The organism is Youngiibacter multivorans, from assembly GCF_017873395.1.
Taxonomy (GTDB): domain Bacteria; phylum Bacillota; class Clostridia; order Clostridiales; family Clostridiaceae; genus Youngiibacter; species Youngiibacter multivorans.
The window spans coordinates 50,347-64,278 of sequence record NZ_JAGGKC010000011.1; the positions used below are offsets into that span (position 1 = coordinate 50,347).

Below are 13,932 nucleotides of genomic sequence, written 5' to 3' on the forward strand. Positions count from 1 at the left end.
CTTAGTCCCTTTTGTTTCAACCAGGAACCTAAGTTCCCGGGACAATTAAACGAGCTCGAGTATCGCTACTTCCGCGCCGTCGCCTCTCCTTGGTCCTACCTTGTAGATCCTGGTGTAGCCGCCGTTTCTCTCGGCGTACTTTGGAGCGATGTTTTCAAAAAGATCACTTACCACAGCAGGCTCCTGAACGAAGGCAGCCACCTGTCTCCTCGCGTGAAGGTCTCCCCTCTTTGCAAGGGTGATCATCTTCTCTGCGATGTTCTTGGTCTCCTTAGCCCTGGTTACTGTAGTCTCTATCTTGCCATACTTGAGGAAGCTTGTAACAAGTCCTCTCAGCATGGCTCTTCTCTGGTCGGACGGACGTCCGAGCTTTCTCTGCTGAGCCATTTTTATACCTCCTTACTCGTCGCTGGATCTTAGATTCAAATCCAGATCCTTGAGCTTTCTTTCAACCTCTTCAAGAGACTTCTTTCCGAGATTCCTTACCTTCATCATGTCTTCCATGGATTTCATGGTAAGCTCATGAACGGTGTTGATTCCTGCCCTCTTCAGGCAGTTGTACGACCTTACGGACAGGTCAAGCTCTTCGATAGTCATCTCGAGGACCTTTTCCTTCTTGTCGTCTTCCTTCTCTATCATGATTTCAACGTCATTCGCATGATCTGTCAGAGTCATGAAAAGCTTGAAGTGCTCTATGAGTATCTTCGCTGCGAGGCTTATGGCCTCCTCAGTCTTGATGGTTCCATTGGTCCAGATCTCAAGAGTCAGCTTGTCGTAGTCAGTTATCTGTCCTACTCTCGTGTTGTCCACTGAGAAATTGACTCTCTTCACCGGTGTGTATATGGAATCCACAGCTATTGTCGACAGGCTCAGGTCATCGGATTTGTTCCTCTGCTGTGAAACATATCCCCTTCCCCTGTTGATGGTGATTTCCATATATAGCTTCGCTTCTTCATCAAGGGTAGCGATATGAAGGTCCTTGTTTATGATCTCCACATCTCCGTCGGTCTTGATATCTCCGGCGGTTATTACTCCCGGTCCCTTGGCGTCGATATATATCTGCCTTGGTCCGTCCCCGTTCATCTTAAGGAACAGGTTCTTGAGGTTCAGGATGAGCTCTGTGACATCTTCCTTGACTCCGGGTACTACTGAAAACTCATGCAGCACGCCGTCAATCTTGACTGATGTGGGAGCAACTCCCGGAAGAGAAGAAAGAAGCATTCTCCTCAATGCGTTACCTAAAGTAATTCCATAGCCTCTTTCAAGAGGTTCTACTACGAACTTACCATAGGTGCCATCTTCATTTGTCTCTACACACTGGATTTTTGGTTTTTCAATCTCAAACATTTTGACCCTCCTTGGATAATGCAGTCTTCAAAGGTCAACTGATTCCATGATTCCCGGATCTATACGCTTGGCTTAGCCTTCGCTGTGTGCCCGGGTAATAGTGCAATCCAAGAGGATAACTAGACCCTTCTTCTCTTAGGAGGTCTGCATCCGTTGTGTGGAATTGGTGTTACGTCCTTGATTAGAGTAACCTCAAGACCTGCTGCCTGAAGTGACCTTATTGCCGCTTCTCTGCCTGATCCAGGTCCCTTGACATATACCTCTACACTCTTCAGACCGTGCTCCATTGCAGCCTTTGCCGCAGTTTCTGCAGCTATCTGTGCAGCATATGGTGTGCTCTTCCTTGATCCCTTAAAGCCATGAGCTCCTGAACTGGACCATGAGAGGGCGTTTCCTGCCGCGTCAGTGATGGTTACTATGGAGTTGTTGAAAGTAGACTGTATGTGAGCCTGTCCGTGCTCAATATTCTTTCTTTCTTTTTTTCTTCTTACAACCTTCTTGGTGTTTTTAGCCGCTGCCATTATCTTCCCTCCTTACTTCTTCTTGTTAGCTATGGTCTTTCTCGGACCCTTTCTTGTTCTTGCGTTTGTCTTTGTCTTCTGACCTCTTACCGGGAGACCCTTTCTATGTCTGATGCCTCTGTAGCATCCGATTTCAACAAGCCTCTTTATGTTCAGGGCAACCTCTCTTCTGAGGTCTCCTTCTACTTTGACATTCTTGTTGATGAAGTCTCTTATAGCATTGACTTCAGTTTCGGAAAGGTCCTTGACCCTTGTGTCAGGATTCACGCCTGTAGCTTCTATTATCTTCTTCGAAGTAGAAAGGCCGATTCCAAATATGTAGGTTAGTCCGATTTCGACTCTCTTACCTTTAGGTAGGTCTACGCCTGCTATTCTTGCCATATGATTATTTACACCTCCTGTTAATACTCTTTCTATTAGCCCTGTTTCTGCTTGTGCTTAGGGTTCTCGCAGATAACCATTACGTTACCTTTTCTCTTGATGACCTTGCACTTTTCACAGATAGGCTTAACTGACGGTCTTACTTTCATCTCGTTAACCCTCCTTTATTACTTGGCTCTCCAGGTGATACGTCCTCTTGTGAGATCGTATGGTGACAGTTCAATAGTCACCTTGTCGCCTGGTAGAATCCTTATGAAATTCATTCTCAACTTTCCTGACAGATGAGCAAGAATTGTGTGTCCACTTTCAAGTTCAACTTCAAACATCGCGTTCGGAAGTGATTCCTTGACGGTGCCCTGCATTTCTATAACATCTTCTTTTGACATAAGGTACTTATACCTCCTTAGCCTGAAGCCCTATGAGCTTCGCAATTTTTACCATGCACTCCTGATCTCCTGCCCTGAGGCCTTCAATCGTCCATTCTTCTGCTCCAGCTGCAACAAAAAGATGCTTTTTGTTCTTTCTCTTAGGGTTGTCAAAAGAATGCTTGTTTCCATCCACCAGAGTGACGAAATACCGGTCGGTATCTTCGAATACTACATAGTACTTTCCTAGGTCTCTGCCTTTTCTGGAAAGCACCAGGCATCCCTTCATTCCATTGTCTTCCACAAACTCACCTCTTGATTGCCATAGCTATAAATCAAAATCCATAACTAAGCAGCATTTTCTCAAATGCCCCGCATCAGTGTCAGGATCTCGGGTTCGCCATCTGTAATGGCCACGGTGTTCTCATAGTGAGCAGAAAGCTTTCCGTCTTCTGTAACCGTAGTCCAGTTGTCGTCTAAGATCCTTACATTGTACCTGCCAACATTTACCATAGGTTCGATGGCAAGCACCATGCCTTTGTCTAGCCTGGGTCCCCTGCCCTCTTTTCCGTAATTCGGTATCTGAGGGTCTTCATGCAGATTCCTTCCGATCCCGTGGCCGGTAAAATCCCTTACCACTGAAAATCCGTTATCCTCCACATGCTTCTGTATGGCATGGGATATGTCCCCAAGCCTCCTGCCTTCATAGGCATGTTCCATTCCCTTGAAGAAGCTTTCTTCGGTCACCCTTATGAGCTTCCTTGCCTCCTCTGAAACATCTCCTACCGGAAAGGTCCTTGCGGCGTCTCCGTGGAATCCGTTAAGAAACGCTCCGACGTCAACGCTGATGATGTCCCCTTCCTTCAGTATGTTCTTCCGGTTTGGTATGCCGTGAATCACCACATCATTCACAGAAGCGCATATGGATCCTGTAAATCCGTGATAATTCTTGAAAGATGGTTTAGCTCCGTGCCTAGTTATAAATTCCTCACACAGTGCATCAAGCTCCTGTGTGGATATCCCCGGCCTGATATGCTCGGCGATCATCTCCAGGGTCATCCCTGTGAGCTGTCCGGCCTTCTTCATCAGGTCCAGTTCGATCCGGTTCTTAATTATTATCATTATTCCTTGCTCCCAAGTAGCTTTACTATGCTTTCGAAGACCACAGGTATTGCCTGTGTTCCATCAACCACCCTGAGTATTCCCTTTGCCAGGTAGTACTCTATGAGCGGCTCCGTCTGCCTGTCATAAATATCAAGTCTGTCCACTACTGTATCAATGGAGTCGTCCTTCCTTTGTATGACCTTTGTTCCGCATACGTCACAGACACCCTTTGCCATCGGCGGGTTGTAGACAAGGTGGTAGGTTGCTCCGCATGACGGACAAACCCTTCTTCCTGTCATCCTGTCGATTATGAAATCTCTGGGTACCTGTATAAGCAATGCCGTATCTACGGCTTCGCCATCGGCTGCAAGCATCTTACCGAGCTCGTCAGCCTGGAATACGGTTCTCGGGAATCCATCAAGCAGGTAGCCGGTTTCGCAGTCGGGCTCACTGAGCCTTCCTTTGACCATTCTGATGGTAACCTCGTCCGGCACAAGCAAGCCTTTGTCCATGTACCCTTTTGCAAGGGTGCCAAGTTCCGTTCCGTCAGCGATGTTCTTCCTGAATATATCTCCTGTGGAAATATGCGGTATCTGGAACCTTTTGCTTATGGACTGCGCCTGCGTGCCTTTGCCTGCTCCAGGGGGACCTAACAATATAATCTTCACGGGCTTCATCTCCAATATTCTTATTTAAGAAATCCTTGATAATGCCTCATCACAAGCTGTGATTCAAGCTGCTTCATTGTGTCCATTGCCACGCCAATCATGATGAACAGCATTGTTCCTCCGAAGGCGAGACCCTTGAACGAAGTATAGCCTTCAAGGACTATTGGGAATATAGCTATGGCTGCAGCGAATATTCCGCCAACTATTGAAACCCTGTCAAGTATCCTCTCCAGGTATTTGGCAGTTGCCACACCAGGCCTAATGCCTGCCACGTATCCGCCTGATTTTGCCATGTTCTCAGCCATCTCATCCGGTTTGAACGTTATGTTCGTGTAGAACCAGGAGAAGAACAGCACAAGCACCGCGTAAATCAGTGCGTAAATTATCGTATTTGTCTTGAATGGGCTATAAGCACCTTCTGTCAGCCACTTTATCCATGCCACGTTCGGGAAGAACTGGGCGAGGGTTGCAGGAAACTGCATTACGGACATCGCGAATATTATCGAAATTACCGCTGAGCTGCTTATCCCTACAGGTATATGTGTGGACTGGCCTTTGTACTGCTTTGTCCCTACTACTCTTCCGGCATACTGTACAGGTATTCTCCTCTCACCGAGTGAGAAACCAGTCACACCGACGAACATGAGAGCCACTACAATAACAAAGAGCGCAAGCATGACTATGTCGATGTTTTTGCCCGTATAGAGCGCATATACCTGATACATCAGGGTTGGGAATCTGGATAATATGTTCACGAATATCAGTACTGAGACACCGCTTCCTATTCCCTTTTCAGTGATCTGGTCACCCAGCCACATGAGGAAGGTCGAGGATGCGATAAGAGTCATTATGATAAGCACCGTGTTGAGCGGTGTATCCTTTTCGACTGCCCCTGCATTGTATATTATGACATAAGTTCCATAAGCCTGTACCGCACCGATTGCTATAGCCGCATACCTTGTTATGTTCTGTATCTTTGCCCTTCCGTCCTGGCCTTCTTTCGAAAGCTGCTCCAGATAGGGAATAATGACAGTCATAAGCTGCATTATGATGGATGCATTGATGTACGGGACTACACCCATTGCGAATATGCTGAAGTTTCCGAAGGCTCCTCCTGATATCAGGTCATAGAACCCGATAAGAGTCTGGGAGTTTGCGAGACTTTTCAGTGCATCCGCATTGATATTAGGTACCGGTATGAAGTGTCCCATCCTGAATATGAATACCACGAACGCCGTGAAAAGTATCTTCTTTCTCAGGTCCTTGATCTTCCAGGCATTCTTAAGGGTTTGCAGCATGCTAAATCACCTCAACTTTTCCTCCGGCAGCTTCTATCTTTTCCATCGCTGATTTAGAGAACTTTGTAGCCTTGACTGTAAGTGACTTTTCAAGCGTACCGTTTCCGAGAATCTTAACTCCGTCAACGATCTTTGATACTACGCCTCTCTTGAGAAGAACTTCTTCTGTGATTTCTGCGCCATTCTCAAATATATTGAGCCTGTCCACATTTACCTCTACATACTCCTTAGCGAATATGTTAGTGAATCCTCTCTTTGGGATTCTTCTATAAAGAGGCATCTGGCCTCCTTCGAATCCTGGTCTGACTCCTCCGCCTGACCTTGACTTCTGGCCTTTCATACCTTTGCCGGCCTGCTTTCCGAGGCCTGATCCAGTACCTCTTCCGACTCTCTTAGGAGCCTTCCTGCTGCCAGCCGCTGGCTTCAACTCATGAAGTTTCATTTAGTTTGCACCTCCTCTTTATTATGCTTCTTCCACGCTGAGAAGATATTCTATTTTCTTGATCATTCCCCTAACCTGAGGAGTGTCGTTATGCTCTACTGTCTTGCCAATCTTGGACAATCCGAGGGCCTTGGCAGTAGCAATGTGGTCTTTCTTCCTCGCGATGAGGCTTTTCTTAAGCGTTACCTTCAATGTTGCCACGATGATCCCTCCTATCCTAATATTTCTTCTACAGTCTTGCCTCTCAGCTTAGCTATCTGCTCTGCAGACCTAAGGCTGGCAAGTCCGTTGATGGTTGCCTTTACCATGTTGCTTGGATTGTTTGATCCAAGTGACTTGGCTCTGACGTCCTTGATTCCTGCAAGCTCGAGGACTGCTCTCGCTGGTCCGCCTGCAAGTACTCCTGTTCCTTCTTCAGCTGGCATTATAAGAACCTGACCGGTTCCGAACATGCCTCTTGTCGAATGAGGAACTGTGGTTCCCTTTATCTCAACATGCACAAGGTTCTTCTTGGCATTCTCGATGCCTTTTCTGATGGCTTCCGGAATTTCTATGGACTTGCCCATGCCGACTCCGACATGACCATTCTCATCGCCTACAACCACAAGTGCTGCAAACCTGAAATTTCTACCACCCTTGACGACCTTTGTGACTCTGCCAATGTTGACTACTTTCTCTTTAAGGTCCAGTGTGCTGGGATCTATTCTCACTATTTATTTCCTCCTTCTTAGAAATCAAGTCCGGCTTCTCTTGCTGCCTCGGCCAGAGTCTGGACCCTTCCGTGGTATATGTAGCCGCCCCTGTCGAAAACGACTGACTTTATTCCCTTCTCAAGTGCCTTCTTGGCTACGGCTTCGCCGACCTTCTTGGCTGCCTCAAGATTGCTTCCTGCTCCGTCGAAGTCCTTCTCGACTGATGAAGCGGAAACAAGTGTTACTCCCTGTACATCATCGATGATCTGGGCATATATGTTCTTTTCGCTTCTGTAAACAGAGAGTCTTGGTCTCTCAGTAGTACCGCTGATCTTTGTTCGAACTCTTATGTGACGTCTTACTCTTGACGCTTTCTTGTCACCTTTATTGAACATTAAGTCTCACTCCTTTCTATTACTTCTTACCAGTCTTACCGACCTTACGTCTTACGACTTCGCCTTCAAACTTGATTCCCTTGCCTTTATACGGCTCAGGCTTTCTCCACTTCCTTATGTCGGCAGCGGTGTCTCCTACGAGTTCCTTGTCAGTTCCCCTGATTATTATCTTGGTCTGAGTTGGAAGTTCGAAGGTGATGCCTTCTGCAGGCTCTATCTCTACCGGATGTGAATATCCGAGTGCGAGCACGAGCTTCTTGCCCTGCAGAGTTGCTCTGTATCCAACTCCTACGAGTTCCAGAGTCTTAGTGAATCCAGCGGATACTCCGACAACCATGTTGTTCACAAGTGCTCTTACGAGTCCGTGGAGTGCTCTGTTCTGCTTGTCGTCGTTTGGTCTTGTAACAAGTACATTACCGTCTTCAAGCTTAAGTGTTATATTCTTATGCATAGCCTTTACCAGCTCGCCTTTAGGTCCCTTTACAGTAACAACATTATCCGGTGTCACATCAAAGGATACTCCAGCAGGTATGGCTATTGGCATTCTACCAATTCTTGACATTTCTTAACCTCCTGTTTTTTGGAAATCCATCAGCTATTCTTACCAGATGTAGCAGATGACCTCTCCGCCTAATCCGAGTTTCCTTGCCTCTCTGTCGGCAACCATGCCCTTTGAAGTGGATACTATTGCTACTCCGAGTCCGTTCAATACTTTTGGAACTTCGTCAGCTTTGCAGTACACTCTGAGTCCTGGCTTCGATATCCTTTTGAGACCAGTGATAACCCTTTCCTTGTTGGCTCCGTACTTAAGAGCGATTCTCATCATCGGAACAACTCCATCGCTAAATTCCTCGATGCCCTTAACGTATCCTTCTTCGAGCAGTATATTAGCAACCGCCTTCTTCACCTTGGAAGAGGGGACTTCAACGACCTCATGTCTTGCAGAATTTGCGTTCCTTACTCTGGTGAGCAAATCTGCGATAGGATCAGTCATAACCATTATTTGTGCCTCCTTTCAATTACTTGAGATTACCAGCTTGCTTTTCTTACGCCGGGGATCTCGCCCTTGTATGCTAGGTTTCTAAAACATATTCTGCATATTCCGTACTTCTTGAGTACTGAATGCGGTCTTCCGCACAGCCTGCATCTGGTGTAAGCCTGTGTCGAATATTTAGGTTCTTTGCTCCACTTTTCCAAAATAGCCTTACGTGCCACTTTATTCCCTCCTCTTTACTGAACGAAAGGCATGCCAAGGAATCTCAAGAGTTCTCTTGCTTCCTCGTCTGTCTTCGCGGTTGTAACGAATACGATGTCCATGCCTCTGATTGCATCTATCTTGTCGTACTCAATCTCGGGGAATATGAGCTGCTCCTTTATTCCAAGGGAGTAGTTGCCCCTGCCGTCAAAGGACTTGTCTGAGACTCCTCTGAAGTCCCTAACTCTTGGAAGCGCTACGTTCATCAGCTTGTCAGCAAACTGGAACATGTGCAGCTTTCTAAGAGTAACCTTGCATCCTATTGGCATGTTCTCTCTTATCTTGAAGTTCGCAACTGACTTTCTAGCCCTTGTAATTATAGGCTTCTGTCCAGCGATAAGTGTAAGCTCGGCAACTGCCGCTTCAAGTATCTTAGCGTTGTCTTTTGCTTCTCCAACGCCCATGTTGATGACTATCTTTTCCAGCCTTGGAACTTCCATTACGTTCTTGTAAGAGAACTTCTCCATCATAGCTGGTACTACTTCATTCAAGTACTTTTCCTGTAATCTTGGAACCATATCCATGAGTCCTCCTTTCTTCTATCTTATAATACTGCGTTGCAATGCTTGCAGACTCTTACCTTGGATCCATCTTCCATTATTTTCCTGGAGATCCTGGTCACGGACTTGCACTTTTCGCAATACAGCATCACTTTGGAGCTGTTTATCGGTGCCTCTGTGCTTATTATTCCGCCCTGCATGTTTGTCTTGCTTGGCTTCTTGTGCTTTGACACCATGTTCACGTCCTTCACCAGGACCTTGCCTACCTTGGGCATAACCGAGAGGACTTCGCTTATCTTGCCTTTGTCCTTGCCGGAAATCACCATTACTTTGTCATTCTTTCTAACATGTACCTTCATTTCTGCCACCTCTCCTTCTTAAAGAACTTCAGGCGCCAGCGATAGGATCTTGGAGAATTCCTTATCCCTCAGCTCTCTGGCTACTGGCCCGAAAATACGGGTACCCTTGGGGTTCTTGTCGTCCTTTATAATTACCGCTGCGTTCTCGTCGAATCTGATATAGGATCCGTCCGGTCTTCTGACAGAGTTGACTGTCCTGACTACAACGGCCTTTACTACGTCACCCTTTTTAACAACTCCGCCTGGTGTTGCATTCTTGACGCTAGCAACTATTATATCTCCTACATGGGCATATTTCCTCTTGGATCCGCCCAGCACTCTTATACACATGATTTCTTTCGCACCTGAATTGTCAGCGACCCTCAGGATGCTCTGCTGCTGTATCATGATTATCCTCCTTTCAGGTTCTATTACTTGGCTTTCTCAACTATCTCCACAAGTCTCCATCTTTTGTCCTTGGACAATGGCCTTGTTTCCATAATGAGGACCTTATCGTTCATGCCCGCTTCATTGTTTTCGTCGTGAGCCTTGAACTTAGTAGTTACATTGACAGTCTTACCATAAAGCGGATGTCTGATCTTAGTTGCAACAGCAACCACGATTGTCTTGTCCATCTTATCAGATACAACTACTCCGATTCTGGTCTTTCTATTGTTACGTTCCACGGATTGGCCTCCTTTCACTGATTACTGCTGTATCGCCTTTATCTCTTCTTCACGGATGATTGTTTTGATCTGGGCGATGGATTTCTTTACTTCCTTGATTCTCATTGGGTTCTCTAGCTGCCCTGTAGCAAGCTGGAATCTTAAGTTGAACAGTTCCTCCTTAAGATCATGAAGCTTCTCAACTAGATCTGCCGAACCAGAGGTTCTAAGATTATTCAGGTCTCTAGCCTTCATTATTCTTCACCACCCATTTCTTCAAAATCTTTCTTAGTGACGAACTTTGCCGATATCGGAAGCTTGTGACAAGCAAGTCTCATAGCTTCTCTGGCTCTTTCTTCGTCTACTCCTGAAAGCTCAAACAGTACTCTGCCTGGCTTTACTACTGCTACCCAGTGATCAACAGCTCCCTTACCGGAACCCATTCTTGTCTCAGCTGGTTTAGCTGTTACAGGCTTGTCAGGGAATATCTTTATCCAGAGCTGTCCGCCCCTCTTTATGTATCTGTTTATTGCTATTCTGGCTGCCTCTATCTGGTTGGAAGTTATCCATCCGCATTCTGTAGCCTGAATTCCAAAATCTCCATATGCAAGGAAGTTACCTCTGGTAGCCTTTCCCTTCATCCTGCCTCTCTGCACCTTACGATGTTTTACTCTCTTAGGCATTAACATGTCGAAATTCCTCCTTTCTTCGTCTATTGACTATGCGTTCTTCTCTACTGCCTTAACTTTCTTGGTTGGGAGAACTTCGCCTTTATAGACCCATACCTTAACACCTATTTTTCCATAGGTAGTGTTGGCTTCTGCAAATCCGTACTGTATATCCGCTCTAAGTGTCTGTAGCGGAATCGTTCCTTCATGGTAAGTCTCGCTTCTTGCGATTTCTGCTCCGCCAAGTCTTCCGGCACACATGGTCTTGACACCCTTTGCGCCTACTCTCATGGCTCTCTGTATGGTCTGCTTCATGGCTCTTCTGAAGGATATCCTCTTCTCGAGCTGTGCTGCTATGTTCTCAGCCATAAGCTGTGCGTCCTGGTCAGTGTTCCTTACCTCAACGATGTTGAGAAGGAGTGTCTTATCCTTGACGAGCGGCTGCATTTCCTTCTTGAGCGCTTCAATACCTGAACCACCCCTGCCGATGATTACTCCCGGCTTTGCAGTGTGGATGTTGAGCTTTACTCTCTTGGCTGCTCTTTCTATCTCAACACTGGATATTCCGGCATTGAAAAGTCTAGCCTTGACGAACTTTCTTATTGCCTGGTCTTCAACAAGGTTGTCTGCAAATGTCTTCTTGTCAGCATACCATCTTGCATTCCAGTCTTTTATCACGCCGACCCTGAGACCGTGTGGATTAACTTTCTGTCCCACTATTCTTTCCTCCTTCTACTAAGCTCTTTCCTTGACAACCACTGTAACGTGTGTGGTCCTCTTGAGAATCCTGAACGCCCTGCCCTGTGCATGGGGCCTGAATCTCTTTAGTGATGGGCCGGGTCCTGCGAAGGCCTCTGAAACAAACAGGTTGTCCCTTGAAAGGTCCATGTTGTTCTCAGCGTTTGCTACTGCAGACTTAAGAACCTTTGAAACCACTTCAGCGGCGTCCTTTGGAGTATATTCAAGCACTGCAAGTGCTTCTGTTACATTCTTTCCTCTGATTATGTCAAGAACTATTCCAATCTTCATCGGTGACATTCTGACATATTTTGCTATGGCTCTAGCTTCCATTGATGATCCTCCTTTCGATAACCTCTTTGATTATCTAACCTTTGACTTCTTCTCGCTGACATGACCCCTGTAGGTTCTGGTAAGCGCGAACTCGCCAAGCTTGTGTCCAACCATGTCCTCTGATATGTAAACCGGTACGTGCTTTCTTCCGTCGTGGACAGCTATCGTATGCCCGATCATCTCCGGGAATATTGTTGAACTTCTCGACCAGGTCTTTACAACCTTCTTTTCACCGGCCTTGTTCATGTCTACTATCTTCTTCATAAGGCTTTCTGCTACGAAAGGTCCCTTTTTGATTGATCTACTCACTATTTGTTATCCTCCCTTCGAGAATTGTCTGGATCAAACAGGATAATGGGGCTCTTCCCGGAAGGGAAGAGGCCGTTATTCCTACTTTGTCCTGCCCTTTATGATAAGTCTGTCGGAATACTTCTTGTGCTTCCTGGTCTTGTATCCAAGAGCAGGCTTGCCCCATGGAGTAAGCGGAGCAGGTCTTCCTATCGGGGACTTTCCTTCTCCACCACCGTGCGGATGGTCTACAGGGTTCATGACAGAACCTCTGACTGTAGGTCTGATTCCAAGATGCCTTGTTCTTCCTGCCTTACCGAGGTTTATGATTCCATGTGTGGAATTCGATACAGTACCGATTGTAGCCCTGCACTCGATCCTTACATATCTCATTTCTCCCGATGGGAGTCTCAGTGTAGCATAGTTTCCTTCCTTAGCCATAAGCTGAGCGGAAGTACCAGCTGACCTTACCATCTGTGCTCCCTTGCCGGCAGCAAGCTCGATGTTGTGGATCACGGTACCGACTGGAATGTTCTTGAGCGGAAGTGCATTACCGATCTTGATGTCGGCATTTACTCCGGACTCGATTGCATCTCCAACCTTTATACCCTGAGGAGCGATGATGTATCTCTTGTCTCCGTCAAGATAAACTACAAGAGCGATATAAGCGGACCTGTTCGGATCGTACTCGATAGTTGCGACCCTTCCCTTGACTCCGTCCTTGCTTCTCTTGAAGTCGATTATTCTGTAATTCTGCTTAGCTCCACCACCGTGGTGTCTTACAGTTATCTTACCCTGAGCGTTCCTTCCTCCAGATCTCTTCTTCGGTTCGAGAAGGGATTTCTGGGGCACGTTGGTCGTGATCTCTTCAAAAGTGCTCACGGTCATGTGTCTTCTTGAAGGGGTGGTAGGTTTGTAACCCTTAATTGCCATTTGTGATTATCCTCCTTGTTTAACTTATCTGGCCGAAAATCTCCGGCCAATATGGGACCATAGGTCTTAGTTCATGTTGTCGAAGAACTCTATGGTCTTGCTTGATTCGGTGAGTGTGACGATGGCTTTCTTTGTGTCAGCCCTCTTACCTACGTGAACTCCGACCCTCTTCACCTTTCCAAGTGACTTGATGGTCCTGACTTCTGCAACTTCGACACCGAATACTTCCTCAATGGCCCTCTTTATCTGGACCTTGTTGGCAAGCGGATGGACTATGAAGGTGTACTTCTTTTCTCCCATTGCTGCCATTGACTTTTCGGTTATTACCGGCTTTCTGATTATGTCATAAGCTTCGAGTTTCATTATGCGTACACCTCCTCAATCTTGGATACTGCATCCTTTGTGATTATGAGCTTCTCGTACTTGAGAAGGTCATAGACGTTTATATTGTTTACAGGTATCACTGAAACACCTTCGATGTTTCTTGTGGACTTATAAACATTCATGTTGGATTCAAGAGTTATTATCAGTGCTTTCTTTGCTTCGAAAGCTCCAAGCATCTTGACTATGGTCTTTGTCTTTGGAGCATCAAGAGCCAGGCTCTCGAGAACTACGATGTTGTTGTCCTGCACCTTAACTGTGAGGGCTGACTTCATCGCTACTCTTCTCATGCTCTTAGGAAGTGACATCCTGTAATCTCTTGGCTTAGGGGCAAATACTACTCCACCCTTAACCCACTGCGGAGCCCTTGTTGAACCCTGCCTTGCTCTTCCTGTTCCCTTCTGTCTCCACGGCTTTCTTCCGCCGCCCCTTACTTCTGCCCTGGTCTTCGATGACTGTGTGCCCTGCCTCTTGTTGGCGAGCTGTGCAACGACTACCTGGTGAAGAACTGCTGTGTTTACCTCAACGTTGAATACTGACTCATTTAGAGCGAGTTCTCCAACCTTGTTACCTTCCATATTGAATAATCCTACTGTAGGCATCATGTATCCTCCTTTCTC

29 protein-coding genes are annotated in these 13,932 nt (G+C 46.5%); all 29 read right to left on the reverse strand.

The features are described 5' to 3' along the window. Positions 1 to 45: 45 nt before the first annotated feature. The 29 genes from rplQ to rplD all read right to left on the reverse strand — a co-directional run bounded on the left by rplQ (position 46) and on the right by rplD (position 13,914). Positions 46 to 387 (reverse strand): 50S ribosomal protein L17, encoded by a 342-nt coding sequence (gene rplQ, locus J2Z34_RS07850; RefSeq protein ID WP_023388346.1) that lies wholly within the window; start codon positions 385 to 387, stop codon positions 46 to 48. A 12-nt stretch (positions 388 to 399) separates the two neighbouring features. Further along, a complete protein-coding gene (locus J2Z34_RS07855; protein WP_209459317.1) occupies positions 400 to 1,347 on the reverse strand; it encodes a DNA-directed RNA polymerase subunit alpha in 948 nt (315 codons plus the stop codon). 119 nt (positions 1,348 to 1,466) lie between these two features. Further along, complete coding sequence (gene rpsK, locus J2Z34_RS07860) at positions 1,467 to 1,868, reverse strand: 30S ribosomal protein S11 (RefSeq protein ID WP_023388344.1); 402 nt, start codon at positions 1,866 to 1,868, stop codon at positions 1,467 to 1,469. A 12-nt stretch (positions 1,869 to 1,880) separates the two neighbouring features. Beyond that, positions 1,881 to 2,249 carry a 30S ribosomal protein S13 gene (gene rpsM / locus J2Z34_RS07865; protein WP_209459318.1) on the reverse strand — a complete coding sequence of 123 codons (369 nt, stop codon included), beginning with the start codon at positions 2,247 to 2,249 and terminating at the stop codon, positions 1,881 to 1,883. Between the two features lie 35 nt (positions 2,250 to 2,284). Beyond that, positions 2,285 to 2,398 (reverse strand): 50S ribosomal protein L36, encoded by a 114-nt coding sequence (rpmJ, locus tag J2Z34_RS07870; protein WP_023388342.1) that lies wholly within the window; start codon positions 2,396 to 2,398, stop codon positions 2,285 to 2,287. A gap of 18 nt (positions 2,399 to 2,416) precedes the next feature. Further along, complete coding sequence (infA, locus tag J2Z34_RS07875) at positions 2,417 to 2,635, reverse strand: translation initiation factor IF-1 (RefSeq protein ID WP_209459319.1); 219 nt, start codon at positions 2,633 to 2,635, stop codon at positions 2,417 to 2,419. A gap of 7 nt (positions 2,636 to 2,642) precedes the next feature. Beyond that, positions 2,643 to 2,918, reverse strand: a complete 276-nt coding sequence (locus J2Z34_RS07880; RefSeq protein WP_209459320.1) for a KOW domain-containing RNA-binding protein — start codon at positions 2,916 to 2,918, stop codon at positions 2,643 to 2,645. 59 nt (positions 2,919 to 2,977) lie between these two features. Next, a complete protein-coding gene (map, locus tag J2Z34_RS07885; protein ID WP_209459321.1) occupies positions 2,978 to 3,736 on the reverse strand; it encodes a type I methionyl aminopeptidase in 759 nt (252 codons plus the stop codon). Next, positions 3,736 to 4,386 carry an adenylate kinase gene (locus J2Z34_RS07890; protein WP_209459322.1) on the reverse strand — a complete coding sequence of 217 codons (651 nt, stop codon included), beginning with the start codon at positions 4,384 to 4,386 and terminating at the stop codon, positions 3,736 to 3,738. Before J2Z34_RS07890 ends, map begins: the two co-directional genes overlap by 1 nt. A gap of 20 nt (positions 4,387 to 4,406) precedes the next feature. Beyond that, positions 4,407 to 5,684, reverse strand: a complete 1,278-nt coding sequence (gene secY / locus J2Z34_RS07895) for a preprotein translocase subunit SecY (RefSeq protein WP_209459323.1) — start codon at positions 5,682 to 5,684, stop codon at positions 4,407 to 4,409. A gap of 1 nt (position 5,685) precedes the next feature. Continuing rightward, on the reverse strand, positions 5,686 to 6,126 hold the full coding sequence (gene rplO, locus J2Z34_RS07900) for a 50S ribosomal protein L15 (protein ID WP_209459324.1): 441 nt from the start codon (positions 6,124 to 6,126) through the stop codon (positions 5,686 to 5,688). A gap of 21 nt (positions 6,127 to 6,147) precedes the next feature. Beyond that, complete coding sequence (rpmD, locus tag J2Z34_RS07905; protein WP_023388335.1) at positions 6,148 to 6,327, reverse strand: 50S ribosomal protein L30; 180 nt, start codon at positions 6,325 to 6,327, stop codon at positions 6,148 to 6,150. A gap of 11 nt (positions 6,328 to 6,338) precedes the next feature. After that, on the reverse strand, positions 6,339 to 6,836 hold the full coding sequence (gene rpsE / locus J2Z34_RS07910) for a 30S ribosomal protein S5 (RefSeq protein ID WP_209459325.1): 498 nt from the start codon (positions 6,834 to 6,836) through the stop codon (positions 6,339 to 6,341). A 17-nt stretch (positions 6,837 to 6,853) separates the two neighbouring features. Next, positions 6,854 to 7,213 carry a 50S ribosomal protein L18 gene (gene rplR, locus J2Z34_RS07915; RefSeq protein ID WP_209459326.1) on the reverse strand — a complete coding sequence of 120 codons (360 nt, stop codon included), beginning with the start codon at positions 7,211 to 7,213 and terminating at the stop codon, positions 6,854 to 6,856. A 19-nt stretch (positions 7,214 to 7,232) separates the two neighbouring features. Continuing rightward, a complete protein-coding gene (rplF, locus tag J2Z34_RS07920) occupies positions 7,233 to 7,775 on the reverse strand; it encodes a 50S ribosomal protein L6 (RefSeq protein WP_209459327.1) in 543 nt (180 codons plus the stop codon). Between the two features lie 39 nt (positions 7,776 to 7,814). After that, positions 7,815 to 8,213, reverse strand: coding sequence for a 30S ribosomal protein S8 (gene rpsH, locus J2Z34_RS07925; RefSeq protein ID WP_209459328.1), 399 nt, complete (start codon positions 8,211 to 8,213; stop codon positions 7,815 to 7,817). 29 nt (positions 8,214 to 8,242) lie between these two features. Next, complete coding sequence (locus J2Z34_RS07930) at positions 8,243 to 8,428, reverse strand: type Z 30S ribosomal protein S14 (protein ID WP_082447616.1); 186 nt, start codon at positions 8,426 to 8,428, stop codon at positions 8,243 to 8,245. A 15-nt stretch (positions 8,429 to 8,443) separates the two neighbouring features. Continuing rightward, complete coding sequence (gene rplE / locus J2Z34_RS07935; protein ID WP_209459329.1) at positions 8,444 to 8,986, reverse strand: 50S ribosomal protein L5; 543 nt, start codon at positions 8,984 to 8,986, stop codon at positions 8,444 to 8,446. 26 nt (positions 8,987 to 9,012) lie between these two features. Further along, complete coding sequence (rplX, locus tag J2Z34_RS07940; RefSeq protein ID WP_209459330.1) at positions 9,013 to 9,327, reverse strand: 50S ribosomal protein L24; 315 nt, start codon at positions 9,325 to 9,327, stop codon at positions 9,013 to 9,015. An 18-nt stretch (positions 9,328 to 9,345) separates the two neighbouring features. Beyond that, positions 9,346 to 9,714, reverse strand: coding sequence for a 50S ribosomal protein L14 (gene rplN / locus J2Z34_RS07945; RefSeq protein ID WP_023388328.1), 369 nt, complete (start codon positions 9,712 to 9,714; stop codon positions 9,346 to 9,348). Between the two features lie 23 nt (positions 9,715 to 9,737). Further along, on the reverse strand, positions 9,738 to 9,992 hold the full coding sequence (rpsQ, locus tag J2Z34_RS07950) for a 30S ribosomal protein S17 (RefSeq protein WP_023388327.1): 255 nt from the start codon (positions 9,990 to 9,992) through the stop codon (positions 9,738 to 9,740). 21 nt (positions 9,993 to 10,013) lie between these two features. Beyond that, positions 10,014 to 10,226, reverse strand: coding sequence for a 50S ribosomal protein L29 (gene rpmC / locus J2Z34_RS07955; RefSeq protein WP_023388326.1), 213 nt, complete (start codon positions 10,224 to 10,226; stop codon positions 10,014 to 10,016). After that, positions 10,226 to 10,660: a 50S ribosomal protein L16 gene (gene rplP, locus J2Z34_RS07960; protein ID WP_209459331.1), complete on the reverse strand. Its 435-nt coding sequence runs from the start codon at positions 10,658 to 10,660 to the stop codon at positions 10,226 to 10,228. The genes rpmC and rplP overlap by 1 nt, the downstream gene beginning before the upstream one ends. Positions 10,661 to 10,690: 30 nt before the next feature. Further along, on the reverse strand, positions 10,691 to 11,356 hold the full coding sequence (gene rpsC, locus J2Z34_RS07965; RefSeq protein WP_209459332.1) for a 30S ribosomal protein S3: 666 nt from the start codon (positions 11,354 to 11,356) through the stop codon (positions 10,691 to 10,693). An 18-nt stretch (positions 11,357 to 11,374) separates the two neighbouring features. Then, entirely contained in the window at positions 11,375 to 11,710 is a 336-nt protein-coding gene (gene rplV, locus J2Z34_RS07970; RefSeq protein WP_023388323.1) for a 50S ribosomal protein L22, read from the reverse strand. 30 nt (positions 11,711 to 11,740) lie between these two features. After that, the gene (gene rpsS / locus J2Z34_RS07975) at positions 11,741 to 12,019 is read right to left on the reverse strand and encodes a 30S ribosomal protein S19 (RefSeq protein ID WP_209459333.1); all 279 of its coding nucleotides are present in this window, start codon (positions 12,017 to 12,019) and stop codon (positions 11,741 to 11,743) included. Between the two features lie 81 nt (positions 12,020 to 12,100). Further along, on the reverse strand, positions 12,101 to 12,931 hold the full coding sequence (gene rplB / locus J2Z34_RS07980; protein WP_209459334.1) for a 50S ribosomal protein L2: 831 nt from the start codon (positions 12,929 to 12,931) through the stop codon (positions 12,101 to 12,103). A 66-nt stretch (positions 12,932 to 12,997) separates the two neighbouring features. Further along, positions 12,998 to 13,294 (reverse strand): 50S ribosomal protein L23, encoded by a 297-nt coding sequence (rplW, locus tag J2Z34_RS07985; protein ID WP_209459335.1) that lies wholly within the window; start codon positions 13,292 to 13,294, stop codon positions 12,998 to 13,000. Then, positions 13,294 to 13,914, reverse strand: a complete 621-nt coding sequence (rplD, locus tag J2Z34_RS07990; RefSeq protein ID WP_209459336.1) for a 50S ribosomal protein L4 — start codon at positions 13,912 to 13,914, stop codon at positions 13,294 to 13,296. Before rplD ends, rplW begins: the two co-directional genes overlap by 1 nt. Positions 13,915 to 13,932 lie beyond the last annotated feature (18 nt).